Origin of the sequence: uncultured Leifsonia sp. (genome assembly GCF_945957465.1) — a bacterium.
GTDB lineage: Bacteria > Actinomycetota > Actinomycetes > Actinomycetales > Microbacteriaceae > Leifsonia.
Genome location: NZ_CAMFLC010000017.1, coordinates 40,069 through 55,383, shown reverse-complemented (window position 1 = coordinate 55,383; position 15,315 = coordinate 40,069). Strand labels below are relative to the sequence as shown.

The following is a 15,315-nucleotide window of genomic DNA, read 5'->3' as shown; positions in this document are numbered from 1 at the left end:
GTGTCCTCGATCCCTCGATCAGCCGAACAGACCGAAGCCGGAGCCCCAGTTGACGATGTTCGCCGAGTTCAGCGCGACGATTACGCCGAGGACGGTGCAGGCAAGGCTGGAGAAGCCCATGACGAGGAACTTGCGGCTTGCGCCGAAGAAGCCGACCATCAGCAGGATGGCGGCTGCGATTCCGAAGAGCACGGACGCCGTGACCGCACCACCGAGCAGCTGCCCGGACAGCTTGCGGAGGGCTGCGGTCCCGGGTCCGCTGAAGTCCGGAGCGGGCTGCGGGACGTTGACGTCGGTCGGGAACGCCTCGACAATTCGGGCGTGGAGCTGGTGAATGATGGACATGGTTTTCCTTTCGATCAGTCGCTTGCGAGCGTGAGGTTGAGAGTGAGGGGAACTTGCTGGGAGGGGACGTTGACCACCAGGTGGAGGACGGTCGCCGAGGTCGGGACGTAGAACGCGAGCAGGAAGTTGACGAGCTTGTGGTTGGTCAGCTTCCATTTGCTGGAGGAGTCGAAGGCGCCCTCCGCCAACCACGGAAGGCCCAGCGATCGCGCGTGCGCCGGCCCTTCGTTTGTGTCGAGGACGGCCAGGTTCGGGTCGCCCTCCCACCGGGAGTCCTTCACCGTGAGACCGGTGACGTCGACGTCGCCGGCGGGCGAGGAGCCATCTAGCGAGACTCGGACCATCTGCACTCGGCTGTGCATCGGGAACGCATCCGTGCTGGAGCCGTCGGTCGCGTATCCGGAGTCCTTGCCCGTCAGGTAGGTGCCTGCGTCATAGATGGCGATGCCGAGGTCGCTGGTGGAGGCAAGGTCGGCGGGTTGCGTGGACCCCGTGCTGGTCGGTGTCGGCTTCGGGATGGTGCTGTGGCTAGCGGCAGGCTTCTGCGCGTCGCTCGGTGACGCGCATGCGGTCAGCCCCACGGCCAACCCTGCAGCAACCGCTGCGGCGAGAATGCGTCTCATCGGTGCTCCTTCCTGGGCGGTGGCCGCCCTCACTGGTACTTGTCCTGCGATGCGGGAAGCGGCGCGCAGACTTGCGCGCTCGTCGGTGGCAGATGGGACACTTCTGACATGCGCTATCCCGTGAAGCCCTTGCTCTGGCTGCTGCCTCCGCTGTGGCCTATCGCCGTGCTGCTCACGGTGATCTGGGCGCTCACCCACTGGCTCGGCTGGCTGCTCGTGCATGCGGTCGTGATGACCGCGCTGATCCTCGCCGCGGTGACCGACCCGACCGTGGTCCCGGCCGCGGTTGTCGCAGCGACCACGTTCGTTCTGCACCTCGTCGGGTTCGGCCTGTGGGAGGTCAACAAGCCCAAGCGCCAGTACCGTCGCGACGTCGCCGCCGCGCAGTACTGGCAGTCGGTGCACGCGGCCGCGGCCGCCCCTCGCGTCACCCGGTAGGCGCCGGCGACCCCGGCAGCTGGAGTCCGCCCTTGGCGGAGAGCACGTCGACGTGGAGGTGGTCTGGGGTGTCGTCGAACTGCGTGAAGTTCTGTGTGGCGATGCTCACTCCGTGCGCGGCTCGCACATCCTTTTGACCGATGCGTGAGCCCTTGGGGACGATCGGGTCGAGGATGCGAATCAGCTGCAGCGAGTACCCATCCGCGCCGTTGATCGCCTTCCCGTTGAGCGTCATGAAATCGACCGCGTGGCCGCCGCCGTCCTTGTAGTGCGCCGATTCCTTGCCTGCCCCCTCGAGGGAGCCGGTGCAGTACCGGTTGATGTCGCTGACTCCGACCTTGTCGAAGTTGTTGACCGCGATGGTGACAATCTGGAGGATCCGGACGTCGATGCCGCACTTGGCGGTCGCCGTCCCGTCCGCGATCGCCTTGATCTGGTCGACGCCCGAGTAGCCGTAGAGCTTGCCCGAGGCGATCGCCGGCATCAGCGCGGTCGCGAGAGCCTTCACATCCCCCGTGATCGGAACGAAGCCGCACGCGCTCCCGCTGTGGAGGTCCTCCTCCTTCAGGGAGGGGTCCACTTGGAGCAGAACGGTTCGGGCGGTCGTCTCGGCGGCGGCGACCTGGTCGGGATTCTTGTTGATTCCAACGGCGGACAGCCAGCGTCCGGACGGCAGCGTTGACCATGCTGCTAGACCAAGGATCCCGGGTTTGCTGGGGAGGCCCTTCAGGATCAGGGTGGTGGCCTTCGCAGCGTCGCTGATCGAGTCGCCCGTCCCCCATCCGGATCGAGCCGTGAGGCCGTACACGCCGACAGGGCTGTCCTCGGTCGTCGCGGGCGCCGTTGGCGGAACGAGGCCGGTCGCGGCGAACGCGGCGGTCAGAGCCGCGAGCTGCGCCTTGGGGTCCTCGGATGCGGCCATGGCTGCCTGGCGGATCTGGGCCACGAGCGTCGCTTGCTCCGGCGTGAGTGCGACAGGCTGCGGTGTTCCTGGGGCAGCGCCCCCCGCAGCGTTACAGAAGGCGCTCGTCACCGCAGAGGCGGACGGTGCGACCAGAGCGACCATGAACGCCGGCAGAGCGGCGAACATGATCAGCCCTACCAGCAGCGCAATGAGAATGACGCCGATCGCTCGGCGTAGCCGCTTCGATTTTGCGACGGCTAACGCCGCCTTGCCGATCGCCGCGGCCGCCATCAGCACCCCTCCGCGTGGAGGATGCGCTCCGCGAGCTGCAGCAGCGCCCGGGCTTTCGGCAACCGCGAACGGACGCGGCCTTCGCTCAGTCCGGTTTGCGCAGCGATCACCGAGACGGCGTGCTGCAGCGCGGGCACGAACACAGCGACCGTCCTCAGACCGTCGCTGTCGGGCAGGCAGCCGAGAATCAGCGCCCGATCCGGACGCTTCCCCGCATCTGCCGCCTCGAGCGCAGCGCGCGCCGTGGAGGCCACCTGACGCACCCATGCCCGCGACGCGCGCAGCTGGCGATCGGACACGCCGAATTCCGCGGCGACCGCAGCCGGTGATGCACCCTCGTCAAGGGCGAAAGCAGTGGCGATCTCCCAATCGCGGGCGCTGACCGCGTCGGCGATGTACTCCAGCAGACGCCGCTGGGCGAACGAGTCCACCATGGACTCCAGCGGATCATCCGTCTGCGAGGTCCACGTCTCCTCTCCCCCGGGCAGCTCGACTTGAGCGCGTTGTCGGGACGTGGTCCGCACGGTCGCCTGGATGACGTTGCGTGCGATACCGAATGTGTACGCATCGAGTGTTCCGCGTGCCGGGTCGAAGTCGCCCGCGCGCCGCCACAGCACTTCGCGTACCTCTTGCAGGGCGCCGTCGACCTCGCCGCCGCATCCCGCTTCCAGCAATCGCCGGATCACGAACGGCCGGGTCGCTCGCACGGCGGTCTCGATGCGGTCTGTATCGAGGGTGTGGGTGGAGAGGCTGAGCAGGCTCACGCCGACACCTCCTCCGGCTCGGTGAACAGGTCGGGGAACGAGCTGCGCAACTCGGTCAGTCGGCGACGTCCCGTGCGCTCCGAGACGCCAGCGAGACGAGCCACCAGCGCGCCGCTGACCTCTTCACCGCCCGAACGCGCCTCGCGCACGCGAGCGGCCAGCTGGGCCAGCTCGTCATCGACGGACGGCTCGCTCTGCTTCAAGACGGCCGCCACGGTCGGCGTCCGCGGCACCCTCGCGGCGGCCGGCTGCTCCGCCGTGGTCACAGCCTCGAGAGGTCGGCGCGGCGGGGAGTCAAGCGCAGGGCGCGCATCCGCTTCAGGCGTCGCCGGCATCGTTACGGGCGCGCTCTCAGACGCCGTCTCCTGGCTGACCTGTCGCTGCGTCTCGCGCGCACGTGCCATCACAACCAAGAGATGCGAGGCCAGGATCTGCGCGACCGAGGGAATCGCCGAGACGACGGTCGCGACCCAGTAGTTCACATCGACCGTGCGGACCATGCTCGCGTGCAGCGCGTTTCCCGCAACACTTATCCCCGAGAACAGGACAAGTGCCGCCCACGGATACCACGTGCCGCGCGCCTGGTTTCGCAGCGCCCACGCGGCGGCCGTGGCGACCAGGATGAATCCGTCGACGATCAGCGGCCAGATGAAGGCGAGCTCCGGAGGGATGCCGCTGCGGATCGCGAGGTCGCGCAGCGTAGAGAAAGACAGCACGAAGCCGCCGACCGCGATGGCGGTAACTCCCGTGCTAGTCGCACGCCAGAAGAACGTTCCGGTGGTCCGTCGGTGCACGTCTGACGCCTTCCGTTGCGTCTGCTGCATTGGTCAACTCCCGTCGGTTACTGCCAAGGCGAGGCCGGACGGCTGCCTTCACCTCTAGATGGCCTTGGGCGCGCACTCGCACACGTCACGAAATGTGGTGACTGCGCGGGCGGGCGCATCTAGAGGTGAGGCGGTGGAAAGAACCCGCAGCGACAGGAAGGATCCCTATGAGCGACGTGCACGACCCGGGCGGTAACACCGCCCCTGCCGCGGACGCCGGCCTGACGACAGCCGGCGGCTACGCGGTCCCTGTGGATCCGATGGACCTCCTGCAGTGCGACAGCTGCCAATGAGGGCGACGCTCGACTACGACGTCGACGAGATCTCCCGCCTCTCCCCCGAAATTCCGCTGCAACCAGCGTCGGACGACAAGAAGCGAGTCGAACGGGCTCTCGTCGACGACTGGGACCGGCAGATGAAGCAGCTGGAGGAAGACGGCTGGGAGCTGGTGAAGGTCAACCGAATGGAAGACCGGCGCCGAGGAACATACCGGATCTTCAATCAGCTGCGACGAGTCGAGTTGGCTCCGGAGGACAAGTGCCCGGACCAGTGAGCCACGGGTCTGTGATCCGCTCGAGCCAGCTCGCCGTCGCCCTTGTTCTGTGCTGGCTGGCTGTGCTCGCCCTCGTCTTTTTGCTGACGCCGACCGCGTTCTCTGCCTCCAAGGAGCTGAGCTCGCTGCCCTGGTGGGTGTCCATGCTCATCATCCTGTGGACCGTGCCCGTTGGGCCGGCCCTGTGGGCGGCGGCGATAACCGGGCCTCTCTTCATTGCGATCCCCATCCGCGAAGTCCTGCTCGACAGGGGCGTAATAACCGTCCGCTATCGAACGGCACCCGTGCGCTCTCGAGCAGCCGCAAACACTCCCGCTCGTTCTCTTACGGCAGAGGCGGCACCCGTCGACGACGACACCGTCGTCACCCCACGATCGCGTCGCACCGTCGGCGCCTAACGAAAGGAATCACGATGGCCGGCGAGACCGTCATCACCGTGGTGGGCAACCTCACCGCCGACCCCGAGCTGCGTTACACGCAGAACGGGCTGGCAGTCGCCAACTTCACCATCGCGTCCACTCCCCGCACGTTCGACCGTCAGGCGAACGAGTGGAAGGACGGCGAGGCTCTGTTCCTCCGCGCCAGCGTCTGGCGCGAGTTCGCGGAGCACGTCGCCGGTTCGCTGACCAAGGGGTCGCGCGTCATCGCGCAGGGCCGCCTCAAGCAGCGCTCCTACGAGACGAAGGAAGGCGAGAAGCGCACCAGCATCGAGCTCGAGATCGATGAGATCGGGCCGTCGCTGCGCTACGCCACCGCACAGGTCACCCGCGCCCAGTCCCCGGCCGCGGACGGAGACCCCGGCGACATGTGGAACCACCCGCAGGCCAGCGACGAGCCGTTGGGAGCCTGATCCGATGCAGGTGCACTGGAGCGACTGGGTCGGCCTCGGGCTCACGATCGGTATCGCCATCTTCATGATCGGTTGGTACGTGAGAGACCACGTCTCTCGCCGGCGGACGACCGCCGAGCGCGGGCGGCCCGCGACTCAGAACCCGCTGAAGCAGTAGAAGAATCGGAAGGTGCTTCCGCTGAGGTTGTAGCTCCAGGGGAAGCTGAAGTCATAGGACTCGTAGGCGTTGCCCTGGGGGCCGGGATCGTGAGTCGCGAACTGGACCGGGTCGGGGCACTGCGAGAACGGCAGGTAGTAGCTGTTCATGCCCGCGTAGGCGGCCCGTGTCGGCTTGTCCGGGATGGGTACAGCCCCGGAGGTCGCGCCCCCGATGTTCGCGCCGCAGGCGGTCAAGTTGGCCACCTCTGTACTGAGCGAGGCGTTGCCACCAAGCAGGGTTACGCTCTTGATGCCCCATCCCTGAATGTCGGCCAAAGTGCGCTGCGGAATGCACCAGCCGGGCACCGTGAGCAGCGCGGAACCCTCTTTCGCTGCCAGGGCTCCCCCGGCCAGCGCGTCGGGGAAGTTCAGCCCGTTGGCCAGATACACGTTCTTGGGCGGGTTCGCCGCGCTGTACTTGCCCTCGTTGAGCATCTGCGAGGTGGCGAAGCGGTCAGAGCCATCGTTCTCGGTCACGTTAGCGATGCTGCGCAGATCGTTGACCAGGTAGGGCGGCATGCTGATACCTCCACCCGCCGTGACGATGTTGAACGGAGCCATCGAGCGGATCAGGTTCATCGTCTCCGCATCGATGTGCCCCAGGTTGGTGTTGATCAGCACCACCGGCGAACCGGTTGACCCGGAGATGGCGGAGGCGGACAGTGCGTCGGGGAAGTTCAGGCCCGAGGCGACGTACACAGTGTCGTTGTTGCCAGGGAACGCGTAGGAGAGCAGCGCCTTGTTGGTGGCGAACCGGTCCCCGCCGGTGACGCGTGTGATCGACGGGGCCAGTTTGGAAAGCGTTGAGTACACGCTGTCGCTCACGCTGTTCGGGCCGCCCACAACGACGATCTGGCTGGGCTGGAGTCGCTGGATCTCCGTCGCAGTGGCGTCAGGAAGCGACCAGCTTGTGGTGAGCAGCAGCGGGCCGCCCTGCTTGACCGCGGCAGGGCCTGCGCCCAGCGCGTCGGGGTAACCGAGGCCGGAGGCGACGTAGACCACCGGAGCGGTACTCGGATAGGACTTCTGGGAGATGCTCACCGCAGTGGTGAAGCGATCCCCTCCACTGACTCGCGCGGTCGCCGGTGGCGCGGTGGAGGCCAACGAGAGTCGAGTCACCGATGCTGAGCCGCCGTTGGTGACCAGCGCCGCGTTCCCAGTGGGCGCGATGGCGATGTCCCGCGGATACTTGCCGGCGGCGACGGGAGCGCCCTCCTTAATCGTGCCCAGGTTGATCACCGAGACAGTGCCGGCGACCAGATTGGTGATGTAGGCGCTCTGGCCGTCGGGAGTCAGCGCCAGCTGTCCTCGGTCGGCTCCGCCGTTCGGAGTCGGGAAGTACGTCGCAGGGGCGTAGCTGATCGTCTGGATCACCCGAGCGGTGGCGACGTCGATCACCGACAGCGAGGCGGTGTAGGAGTTGCTGGACGCGCCCTGCTCCGAGACGTATGCCTTGCTCCCATCAGGAGAGAACTTCACGTCCTGCGGATACCAGGGCAACGTGATCGTGCCGGTGACCGTGTTGCTCGCCGTGCTGATCACCGAGATGGTGGAGTCCACGTGGTTGAGCGCATACAGCTGGGTGCCGTCAGGAGTCAGCGCCAGCGCCGTGGGCCACTCCCCTACCGGGATGGCGGCGGTAATGGTGTTGGTGCTCAGGTTCACCACCGACACCGTCTTGGTCCCCTGCTGAGTGGTCCCCGGCGAGCCGTTGCTCACGTAGGCGGTCGAACCATCAGCGGTGAGTGCGATCCGCTCGGGATACTTGAACCCGGTGATCGTTGCAGTGACCGTGTTGCTGGCGGCGTCGATCACCGAGACGGTGTGGCTGCCGTAGTTGGCCACGTACACCTTGGCGCCGCTCTTGCTCACGCTCACGCCGTGGGGGTTGATCCCCACGGGGATGGTGGCTGCGACCTGACCTGTGTTCGGGTTGATCACCGACACGCTGCCGGGGTTCTCCGCGTCGAGGTCGTTGGTGACATACGCGGTCGAGCCGTCAGGTGAGTACACCACCGACGCAGGGTTCTTGCCGACCGGGAATGTCCCGGTGTCGGCTACCGCTGGAGCCGAGGCCATCACTCCTACGAGTAGCAGTGCGGCGGCAGCGATGAGCGAGCCTGCCTTGGACAGCGAACCAGTCGACGGTTGCACGTGGGCCTTCCTGAGAGATGAGCAGCAGCTGTAACGTTCGCGACCTTCGAGACTCAGGTCTCCGCGGCAGCTTCGCCTGTCGGGGCCTCTCCCGGGATGGGCTCCCCCAAGACCTCGCTCGCGCGCGATAGTCCCGCCGTCCGCAAGAACGGTGACGGCTTCTCCCCGGCGCGCGCCGCAGCCCGCTCGATGAACGCCTGCTGTAGCGCGCTCATTCGCACATGGTTGTCGGCGGAGAGCCGCTCGTCGTCCTTCTTCGGTGGCCGTGGCATGACGCGAGTATATCCGTAGACCAGAAACGTTGACACTCTCGTCGTTATTGGTCTACGGTTTCAGTTATTGGTCTACAGAAACCGGGAGGTGACCTTTGAAGCAGAAGAAGGAAGCGGCGACCAGATCGCCGCAGATAGACAAGGATCCGATCATCGATCGCCTGGTGACACAGTCGATCCCCCGTGACCGAATGGGGTCCGAGCGTCGCACCGAACTGCTCCGTACCCGCGCCGCCACTCTCCGCTCCCTCCAGGAGCGCGGCTGGCGTCATATCGGCTACGAAGGCGGCGACTATCACGAAGGCTCCCGTCACTACTACATCGTCGACAAGCTCGTGGCCCCCGACCGGGCCGACGAGTCGCCACGCCTCTACGCCGTCAACTAACCGGTCGCGGCTGCACGGCCGACAGAGAGAAGAGATCCATCTCGCCTCTCGACCACTCACCAGCGCGCCTCTGTGGCGCATCACGAGAGCCGAGCGCTCTAACCTAACCAAGGGGGAATCACCTTGAGCACCGAGAACATCAGCGATGCCGCGCGTCCACGTGGCCTGAACCGCCTGTGGGCGTGGGCGCGGTCGCATCGCGGCTCCGCGATCGCTGTCGCTGCCGGCGCCGCCGTCGTGATCGCAGCGGCCGCCGTCGGCATCCCCGCCGCCGTCGGAACTGCACAGCACTCCGACGCCGACGCGGCCTACCAGGCCGCACGGATCAAAGCAGTCGCTCAGTACCGCCAGGACGCGAAGGCTCAGAAGGCTTTCGCGGCCGCTATCGCGTCTGCCGGCGAACTGCAGAAGCAGCTCACCCAGATCCACGACCAGGCGAAGGCCGGTCAGTACCTGCCGGACGCCCAGGTGAAGGCGTTGGCCGCCCAGCTGGCGCAGCTGAAGATGTACGCCGGATTCAAGGCCGGCGCACCGGTTCAGGATCCGCACCCGGCCGGTGAACCGTCCTCCACCACGGAGCAGCTGAAGCAGGAGACCGCGCGTCTGACTGCCCTGGTCGAGCGGCAGGCTGGGGCGGCCGGGAACACCCTCAAGGGAGGACCGGGGATTGCCGCCCAGGTGAAGACCGTCAACGGCGCGCTCGCGCAGATCGTGACCGGCCTCGACAAGTCGGCCGACTCCGCAGCGATTCCCGCGCTTGACGTCGACGCGAAGGGCGTGATCACCGCACTCGCCAAGGCCGGCCAGGGCCAGAAGGACGCGCTCACCAGCGCTGCGGCCGCCGCCAAGAAGGCTGTCCAGGCAGGCAAGAGCCCGGCTCCGCTCCTCCTGGACTTCCTTGCCAAGGCCAAGGCTGTGCACGAGTCGCATGACGCCACCGTCGCGGCTGAAGCAGCGGCGGCCGCGCAGGCCGCTGCAGAGGCGGCAGCACGGGCTGGACAGGCCACCTACACCGACCCGCGCACCGGCACGACGCACCCCACGCCTGGCGGTGGTGGCCGCGGCGGGTCGGGTGGCGGTGGCTCCAGCGGAGGCGGCGGTTCGTCCGGTGGCGGTGGCGGCGGCTCCGCTGGTGGCGGCGGCTCGTCCGGTGGCGGTGGCGGTGGCGGTGGCGGTGGTGGCTACACTCCGCCGGCGGTCGACCACACTCCGCACGTCGTCGCCAACGGCGCGTACTCGCCCGGCTGCGATGGAGCGAAGGCCTACTCGCAGACCACCTCGAGCGGCGGAACCATCGTCATCAACGTCGGTTACCCATACTCCTACAGCACCTTCAGCACGGACGACGGCTGGGGCCTGACCGTCTACGCCTGCATGTAAGCCGCGCCGCGCAAGCGGCGCCCGGCGCCTCGTCCTCCCCCTTGGCGGGGCGCCACCCCCACAAGAGAACCCCGCGAGCCAGTGGCTCGCGGGGTTCTCTTGTTGCTCGGGTCAGGACGCGACGGCCGCGATCATCACCACGGTGCGACCGTCCTCCGTCGACGCCGAAGCGAATGACACCTCGGTGCCCGTCGACGCCAGGAGCAGTTGCCGCACATCGGCGGGGCCGTCCTTCTGCGCAGAGCCGAAGAGCAGGATCTTCTCGTCGATGCCGCCAGCTCCCGCGATCAACGCGACCTGCCTTCCGCACACCGGCGAGACGCCGAAGGCAGTCCGTCCGTCGTAGTCGTGGACATGCTCACGAACCCAGGACTCCATGCACGCATCCGGGGCCAGCGCCGGCGCAATGGGCTGCGCCGCGGAACCGCTCACCATCGCGCGCGCCATCAACAGCTCCTTCGCGAACGAGTCAGCATAGATACCCGTCGTCGACCGCGCCGGCGACGTCGGGTCCGCTGCACCTACCGGCAGCGTGCGGTTCGAGGCAACCTGCGGCTGCGGAGGCGGCGTGTAGACCGAATCCGGAGTCGCGGCCGACTTCGCATTGGCCTCCTCACGCTTCTTCTCCGCTGCCGCCGCCTCCTGCTTCACCTTGAGCTCAGCCGCAGCGCGTGTCTCTTCCGTCTCCCCCACCGGATGGTGCTGCGCGTACACGCGCTCCGCCGCGGACTGAGCGCTCAGCGCACCCACACCGAAGTAGAGGCCCGCGGCCGCGGCCGCCACAACGGCCGCGGCGACCCCCGCCACGGCAAAGGCTTTGCGCCGCGACGACATTCCCTTCCTGTGCGCGCTCACGGGAACACCGTCACCGTCACGCCGCCACCGAGAGGACTCATCGGACTGACGTAGCCCCATGGTGTCGCGCAGTTGTACTGGGCGTTGGTATACGTCACGTTTCGCTGCGTGCCCCGGGTGTCCCAGTAGTCACCGAACCCGAAGTTGTGCCAGTAGGTCGACCCGTTCCAGTCGGTGGACATCCAGCCGTTGGAGTTCAGGTTCGACCCGGCGGCGCAGTAGGTGAGGTAGTTCACCGCGAGCGACGAGCAGCCGCTGGGCGCGTTGCACGTCGAATGCGTCCAGTAGATCGGGGCGGTGTAGGTGTAGATGTTGTACGCGTTCCAGACCGGCGCGCCGGGCTGCGCCATCGGCGTGATCCACTCGCGCGATTGCACCTGCACGACGGGGCTGTAGAGCCCGTTGGGCGACGCGCAGCGCGTCTGGAGGCCCATCCCATAGGGGTAGCCCTGCATCGCGTACGACGGCCCCCAGTTGACCTGGGTGAGGTTGTTCGTGAAGGGGCCCTGGTACTGGACTGCGTCGTTGTAGGTCCTGCTGGTGGTGCCCGCGTGGTTCTCGAGCTGAGACGCCTGCAGCGTCGTCCCGGCCGGGCAGGTGCCGGTGAAGTTCCACTTCACGTTGCCCGATGCGTAGTTGCCGTTGTAGCCGGTGCGCGTATAGGTCATATTCGCTCCCGCCGGGGCGGTCGGCCACGGGGTCGTGAAGACGACAGGAGTCGAGGCAGCGCTGTCGGAGTCGACGATCGCGGTCAGGTAGTAGTTGGCGTCGGCTCCGTACGTCCAGCCCTGCGTCCACTGCACGTTGTACGTGAGAGCGGTCGTTGTCGCAATGACCGGAGCACCGACGCTTGGGACCTTGCTCGACCCAAGGCCCAGCTGGAAGGTCGTCGGGAGACTCGACACTGCCGTCCAGCTGACGGTGTGCGTCCAGTCGTTCGCGCCCTGTCGGACGGACAGAACCGCGGAGGGGAGGTCCTGGTGGTAGTTGGCGGATGCGTCGGTGGTCATGCTGCCCGTCCCGCACGCCGCGGTGATGGTGACCAGGCCGCTGCTGCCGTTCTGCACACCGGCCAGCTCGAGGCTCGCTGCTGCGCCGGTCAAGCTCATCGCGGTGACCGTGTTGACCGGGGCCAGGCCCGCTGGGGCGCTTGCCGCGTACGCGAGCGTGAGGGTGGTGGGCTGCGCGGCGCACACCCCGCCGACGAAGGTCACCGTGATTCCCTCACGGGCGCCGGAGTAGGCGGTACCGGTGGCCTGTGAGCGCACGATGCTGGCGATGCGCAGCGTGGACGGGGTGGGTATCTGCGAAGTCGGAGGGACGTAGCGGAGGTTCGGGTCTGCGGCGGGCAGATTCGTGATGGCCGTGGTGCCGGTGAAGACCCGCTCGCGCGATCCCACCGTCAGGTCCTTCACTGCGCTCGTGATCGTCAGGCTGACGCTGTACGGGCGAAGGTCGTTCCAGTCGGCGTCGGCGACGTTCGCCGGCCGCGCTCCCGACTCAAGGTGGGGAGCGCCGGATGCATCGAAGGTCAGCGTCCGATGCCCGAGGTTCTCGTACGTGAACGCGGCGGCGGCGAGCTGGTCGGCCTGCATGTCGCCACCTGCCGGACGCGCGATCGGGGTCGTGCTACTGCAGGCGCCCGCGGTGGTGTCGCTGCTGACGCGGACGGTTCTTTCCGGCGAGCTTCCCGCGATTGACCATGTCGTGATCTTGCACGAGGCGCCGTCAGGGGAAAACAGGGCGACCGTGTCGTCATCGAGACCGCGCACGACGGAGGCGGCACGGACATCCCGCTCGAACTGGATCCGCGATGCGTCGGCGTGGGCCGAAACGCTGGCAGACGCACCCAGGATGCTGCCCGCCCCTGCGAGTGCGACGACGACTCCACCGATCAGCAACAGCTGGGCTGCGCGGATCGGTGTGGTGATCGCCTCCTCGCGGGCGTTGACGCTGATACCAGCGCGGCCACGCAGGAAGCGCAGGCGATGGGAGAGGAAGTTGCTCTTCACGGGTTCTCTCACTTCCAGATCGGTGCGGTGAAGCCGGTGGGTCGCGGCATTCGCGTGGGGGTCAGCGGGTTCGTGGCCAGGGATGCGCTCCACAGGCCATTTCCGCCGGTTCCGATGCCCCAGAGGTTGCCGTCGGTGTCGACGGCGGCCGCGGTGTCGAGGTCCGGGGCGCCGTTGATCGAGCGGAAGGTCGTGGCCGAGTTCACGGGGGTCAGGGTCTTCACGACGGTGGCGTCCCAGCCGATGCCGAGTCGGCCGGAGCTCGCTTCTCCCCAGGCCCAAAGGTGGCCCGCGCTGTCGAGCGCGAAGCCGCGGCTGCGGCCGGCGGCGACGTCGACGATGGTCTTTCCGACGCCGACCCGGGTCAGGCTCAGCCGATCGGTTGTCGTCGTGTCCCCGAGCTCGCCGGTGCTGTTCTCCCCGGCTGCCCAGAGCTGGCCGCTCTTGTCGAGCGCGTAGATGCTGGCTGCGCCGGCGGCGATGCGAGTGAACATGGTGGAGGTGCTGAGCTGCGTCGCCGTGGCGGAGTCGACGGTCGTCCCGGTTCCGAGCTGACCAGACGTGTTCTTGCCCCACGACCACAAGCGGCCCAGCTCGTCGATTGCCCAGCTGCTCGCACCGTTGGTCGCCACGGCGACGAACTTGGTCGACGGGGCGATCTGAGTCGGGACCAGGTACGAGGTCTTCTTCCCGTCGCCGAGCTGGCCGCCGGTCCCGTTGCCCCAGGCCCACAGTCGGTGCGTGATGTCGATGCCGAAGCTTGATCCGTTCGCCGTGGCGACCGCGATGAACTTGATTCCCTTGATCGCTGTAGGGCTGCAGGCCGTCGATGTGTTGCCGAGGCCGAGCTGCCCGCTCGAGTTGGCCCCGTAGCCCCACGCCGTGCCGCTCGCGTCGAGGAAGAAGGCGGAATCGGCGCTGGAGACCGCGTCGCGTACATTCTGCGGGGCCGTCAGGGCTGTGGCGGCCACACCCGTCGAGGTCGCCCCGGTTCCCGCCTGGCAGGCGTTGTTGGCTCCGTAGACCCAGGCGCGCCCGGCGCTGTCGATCCCGTTGCGCGGCGACGCGTCGACCCAGCGGGTGCCCGCTGCCGGTCCTGACATCTGGCTCGCGGTGACCTTGGTCACGGTCCCGCCGGCGACTCCCCAGATTGTGAAGACGTGGCCCTCCTCGGCGGCCGCCCACGTCGGCTTTCCGTCGGAGCTGATCGCGGTGACATGTGTCGCGGCGGTTGCCTGCAGCTGCACGTCCCGGGTCATGGTCAGATGCGTGTCCATGTCGTCGGCCTGGATGCGCAGGGTGCGTGTGGTGTCGGTGGCGGGCAGCGGGTCAGGGAGCACGGTCGTGCAGACGCTGCCGCTGGGGACGCAGTCGCGGCCGCTATAGGGAACGGCGGGAGCGCTCAACGACGAGTCGAGCGCGGCAGCGTAATGCTGCGCTCGACTCTCCACGGCGAGGGCGAGGGTGTCGTAGGTGGCGGTCCGCTTGGCCTGGGTGGCGGCGGAGAAGGCTGTGACGCCGATGGTGCCGATCGCCAGGGTGGAGGCGAGGAAGAGGGCGACCCCGCCGATCATGGTCCCAGCGCGGCCGGTCAGGGCGCGGCGGCGAGTGAGAGGGCTCATGAGATGACTCCTGCGTCGTAGATGAGGACGGTCTTGACGAGTACGGGGCCATCGGAGACCTGCAGCCAGATTCCGCCGCCAGGGCGGGCCGGGATGGTGCCGAAGTAGTTCGAGGCCGTGTTGTCCAGCGGGATCGTCGCAAGGACGGTTCCGTCTTGGATGAAGCGGAGTTCGCCGCCTGCGCCGACGGAGGCGGCATTCAGCAGGTAGCGCCAGGCGCGCGGGGTCGCCGGCGCGACCTGCGACAGCACCGAGGAGTCGGTCGGGATCGGTGAGGTGGTGGCAACGCTGGTGTTTACCGTGCCGATCGCAGTAGGCGCGGACGGGTCTTTGCGCACGATCGGCGCGGGGATGAGAGTGGTTGCGTCGTAGGCGCGGAAGAGTTGCGCGTGCAGGCAGGTGTCATCGATACCGGCCGAGGGTCCGGTGCACGCCCCCGGCTTCGGGGTCCGCTCCTTCGGTGCGGCCGCGAAGTAGGTGATGCCTGTCGTGTCGCTGGTTGCCCATACCGCGGCGTTGACGCTCTTGCCGCTGGGTACGGTCAGCGGGATTGTCGTGGGCGCGGCGGCCGTGCCCCAGTCGGTGTCGTTGCGCTTGTCGCTGACCAGCGCGTCGATCGCTGCCTGCCGCTCAGCTTGCAGCCCCGTTGCAGTGAGGACCGCTGCCGCGCCCGGCAGGACGCGCGTGCTGGCTGCGGCGATCAGCGTACCGACGAGAGCCAGGAAGATGACGTCCTGGATGCTGCCGCGGTTACCGCGCAGGGCGCGCCGGATGGTGCCGGTTGCGGTCCTGGTCTGCTTGTTCATCGTGTCCTCTCTGCAAGCTGAATGGGGGCCGGCCGAGG

18 protein-coding genes and 1 pseudogene are annotated in these 15,315 nt (G+C 67.6%); 8 read left to right on the top strand and 11 right to left on the bottom strand.

Going from position 1 to position 15,315, the window contains the following annotated elements; translation table 11 throughout:
• Window positions 1-18 precede the first annotated feature (18 nt).
• Both Q0Q23_RS09845 and Q0Q23_RS09840 read right to left on the bottom strand, forming a co-directional pair.
• On the bottom strand, window positions 19-345 hold the full coding sequence (locus Q0Q23_RS09845; protein WP_295122566.1) for a hypothetical protein: 327 nt from the start codon (window positions 343-345) through the stop codon (window positions 19-21).
• 14 nt (window positions 346-359) lie between these two features.
• Entirely contained in the window at window positions 360-968 is a 609-nt protein-coding gene (locus tag Q0Q23_RS09840; protein WP_295122564.1) for a hypothetical protein, read from the bottom strand.
• A gap of 108 nt (window positions 969-1,076) precedes the next feature.
• Between Q0Q23_RS09840 and Q0Q23_RS09835 the strand changes: the two genes are divergently transcribed.
• On the top strand, window positions 1,077-1,406 hold the full coding sequence (locus tag Q0Q23_RS09835) for a hypothetical protein (RefSeq protein WP_295122562.1): 330 nt from the start codon (window positions 1,077-1,079) through the stop codon (window positions 1,404-1,406).
• On the opposite strand, the gene Q0Q23_RS09830 is transcribed toward Q0Q23_RS09835, so the two are convergent.
• Genes Q0Q23_RS09830 through Q0Q23_RS09820 form a run of 3 tightly spaced genes read right to left on the bottom strand, consistent with a single transcriptional unit; the run spans window position 1,396 to window position 4,159 of the window.
• The gene (locus tag Q0Q23_RS09830) at window positions 1,396-2,601 is read right to left on the bottom strand and encodes a hypothetical protein (protein ID WP_295122560.1); all 1,206 of its coding nucleotides are present in this window, start codon (window positions 2,599-2,601) and stop codon (window positions 1,396-1,398) included. The two genes, Q0Q23_RS09835 and Q0Q23_RS09830, sit on opposite strands and share 11 nt — an antisense overlap.
• A complete protein-coding gene (locus Q0Q23_RS09825; protein WP_295122558.1) occupies window positions 2,601-3,365 on the bottom strand; it encodes an RNA polymerase sigma factor in 765 nt (254 codons plus the stop codon). The genes Q0Q23_RS09830 and Q0Q23_RS09825 overlap by 1 nt, the downstream gene beginning before the upstream one ends.
• Window positions 3,362-4,159, bottom strand: coding sequence for a DUF2637 domain-containing protein (locus Q0Q23_RS09820; protein WP_295122556.1), 798 nt, complete (start codon window positions 4,157-4,159; stop codon window positions 3,362-3,364). The genes Q0Q23_RS09825 and Q0Q23_RS09820 overlap by 4 nt, the downstream gene beginning before the upstream one ends.
• A 197-nt stretch (window positions 4,160-4,356) precedes the next feature.
• On the opposite strand from Q0Q23_RS09820, the gene Q0Q23_RS09815 reads away from it, so the two are divergent.
• The 5 genes and pseudogenes from Q0Q23_RS09815 to Q0Q23_RS09795 all read left to right on the top strand — a co-directional run bounded on the left by Q0Q23_RS09815 (window position 4,357) and on the right by Q0Q23_RS09795 (window position 5,749).
• Entirely contained in the window at window positions 4,357-4,482 is a 126-nt protein-coding gene (locus tag Q0Q23_RS09815) for a hypothetical protein (protein ID WP_295122554.1), read from the top strand.
• Complete coding sequence (locus Q0Q23_RS09810) at window positions 4,479-4,742, top strand: hypothetical protein (protein WP_295122552.1); 264 nt, start codon at window positions 4,479-4,481, stop codon at window positions 4,740-4,742. The genes Q0Q23_RS09815 and Q0Q23_RS09810 overlap by 4 nt, the downstream gene beginning before the upstream one ends.
• 11 nt (window positions 4,743-4,753) lie before the next feature.
• Window positions 4,754-5,140 (top strand): hypothetical protein, encoded by a 387-nt coding sequence (locus tag Q0Q23_RS09805; protein WP_295122550.1) that lies wholly within the window; start codon window positions 4,754-4,756, stop codon window positions 5,138-5,140.
• 14 nt (window positions 5,141-5,154) lie between these two features.
• Window positions 5,155-5,589, top strand: a pseudogene (locus tag Q0Q23_RS09800) (single-stranded DNA-binding protein); the annotation flags it as partial.
• 7 nt (window positions 5,590-5,596) lie between these two features.
• Complete coding sequence (locus tag Q0Q23_RS09795) at window positions 5,597-5,749, top strand: hypothetical protein (RefSeq protein WP_295122546.1); 153 nt, start codon at window positions 5,597-5,599, stop codon at window positions 5,747-5,749.
• On the opposite strand, the gene Q0Q23_RS09790 is transcribed toward Q0Q23_RS09795, so the two are convergent.
• The gene (locus Q0Q23_RS09790; RefSeq protein WP_295122544.1) at window positions 5,728-7,806 is read right to left on the bottom strand and encodes a cell wall-binding repeat-containing protein; all 2,079 of its coding nucleotides are present in this window, start codon (window positions 7,804-7,806) and stop codon (window positions 5,728-5,730) included. The two genes, Q0Q23_RS09795 and Q0Q23_RS09790, sit on opposite strands and share 22 nt — an antisense overlap.
• Before the next feature lie 191 nt (window positions 7,807-7,997).
• Window positions 7,998-8,216: a hypothetical protein gene (locus Q0Q23_RS09785; RefSeq protein ID WP_295122542.1), complete on the bottom strand. Its 219-nt coding sequence runs from the start codon at window positions 8,214-8,216 to the stop codon at window positions 7,998-8,000.
• 164 nt (window positions 8,217-8,380) lie between these two features.
• On the opposite strand from Q0Q23_RS09785, the gene Q0Q23_RS09780 reads away from it, so the two are divergent.
• Window positions 8,381-8,602, top strand: coding sequence for a hypothetical protein (locus Q0Q23_RS09780; protein WP_295122540.1), 222 nt, complete (start codon window positions 8,381-8,383; stop codon window positions 8,600-8,602).
• Window positions 8,603-8,725: 123 nt separating this feature from the next.
• On the top strand, window positions 8,726-9,982 hold the full coding sequence (locus Q0Q23_RS09775; protein WP_295122538.1) for a hypothetical protein: 1,257 nt from the start codon (window positions 8,726-8,728) through the stop codon (window positions 9,980-9,982).
• A gap of 111 nt (window positions 9,983-10,093) precedes the next feature.
• On the opposite strand, the gene Q0Q23_RS09770 is transcribed toward Q0Q23_RS09775, so the two are convergent.
• The 4 genes from Q0Q23_RS09770 to Q0Q23_RS09755 are packed head-to-tail and all read right to left on the bottom strand — an operon-like array spanning window position 10,094 to window position 15,277.
• The gene (locus Q0Q23_RS09770; RefSeq protein ID WP_295122536.1) at window positions 10,094-10,837 is read right to left on the bottom strand and encodes a hypothetical protein; all 744 of its coding nucleotides are present in this window, start codon (window positions 10,835-10,837) and stop codon (window positions 10,094-10,096) included.
• Entirely contained in the window at window positions 10,834-12,861 is a 2,028-nt protein-coding gene (locus Q0Q23_RS09765) for a hypothetical protein (RefSeq protein ID WP_295122534.1), read from the bottom strand. The genes Q0Q23_RS09770 and Q0Q23_RS09765 overlap by 4 nt, the downstream gene beginning before the upstream one ends.
• On the bottom strand, window positions 12,858-14,471 hold the full coding sequence (locus tag Q0Q23_RS09760; protein WP_295122532.1) for a hypothetical protein: 1,614 nt from the start codon (window positions 14,469-14,471) through the stop codon (window positions 12,858-12,860). The genes Q0Q23_RS09765 and Q0Q23_RS09760 overlap by 4 nt, the downstream gene beginning before the upstream one ends.
• Window positions 14,468-15,277, bottom strand: coding sequence for a hypothetical protein (locus Q0Q23_RS09755; RefSeq protein WP_295122530.1), 810 nt, complete (start codon window positions 15,275-15,277; stop codon window positions 14,468-14,470). The genes Q0Q23_RS09760 and Q0Q23_RS09755 overlap by 4 nt, the downstream gene beginning before the upstream one ends.
• Window positions 15,278-15,315 lie beyond the last annotated feature (38 nt).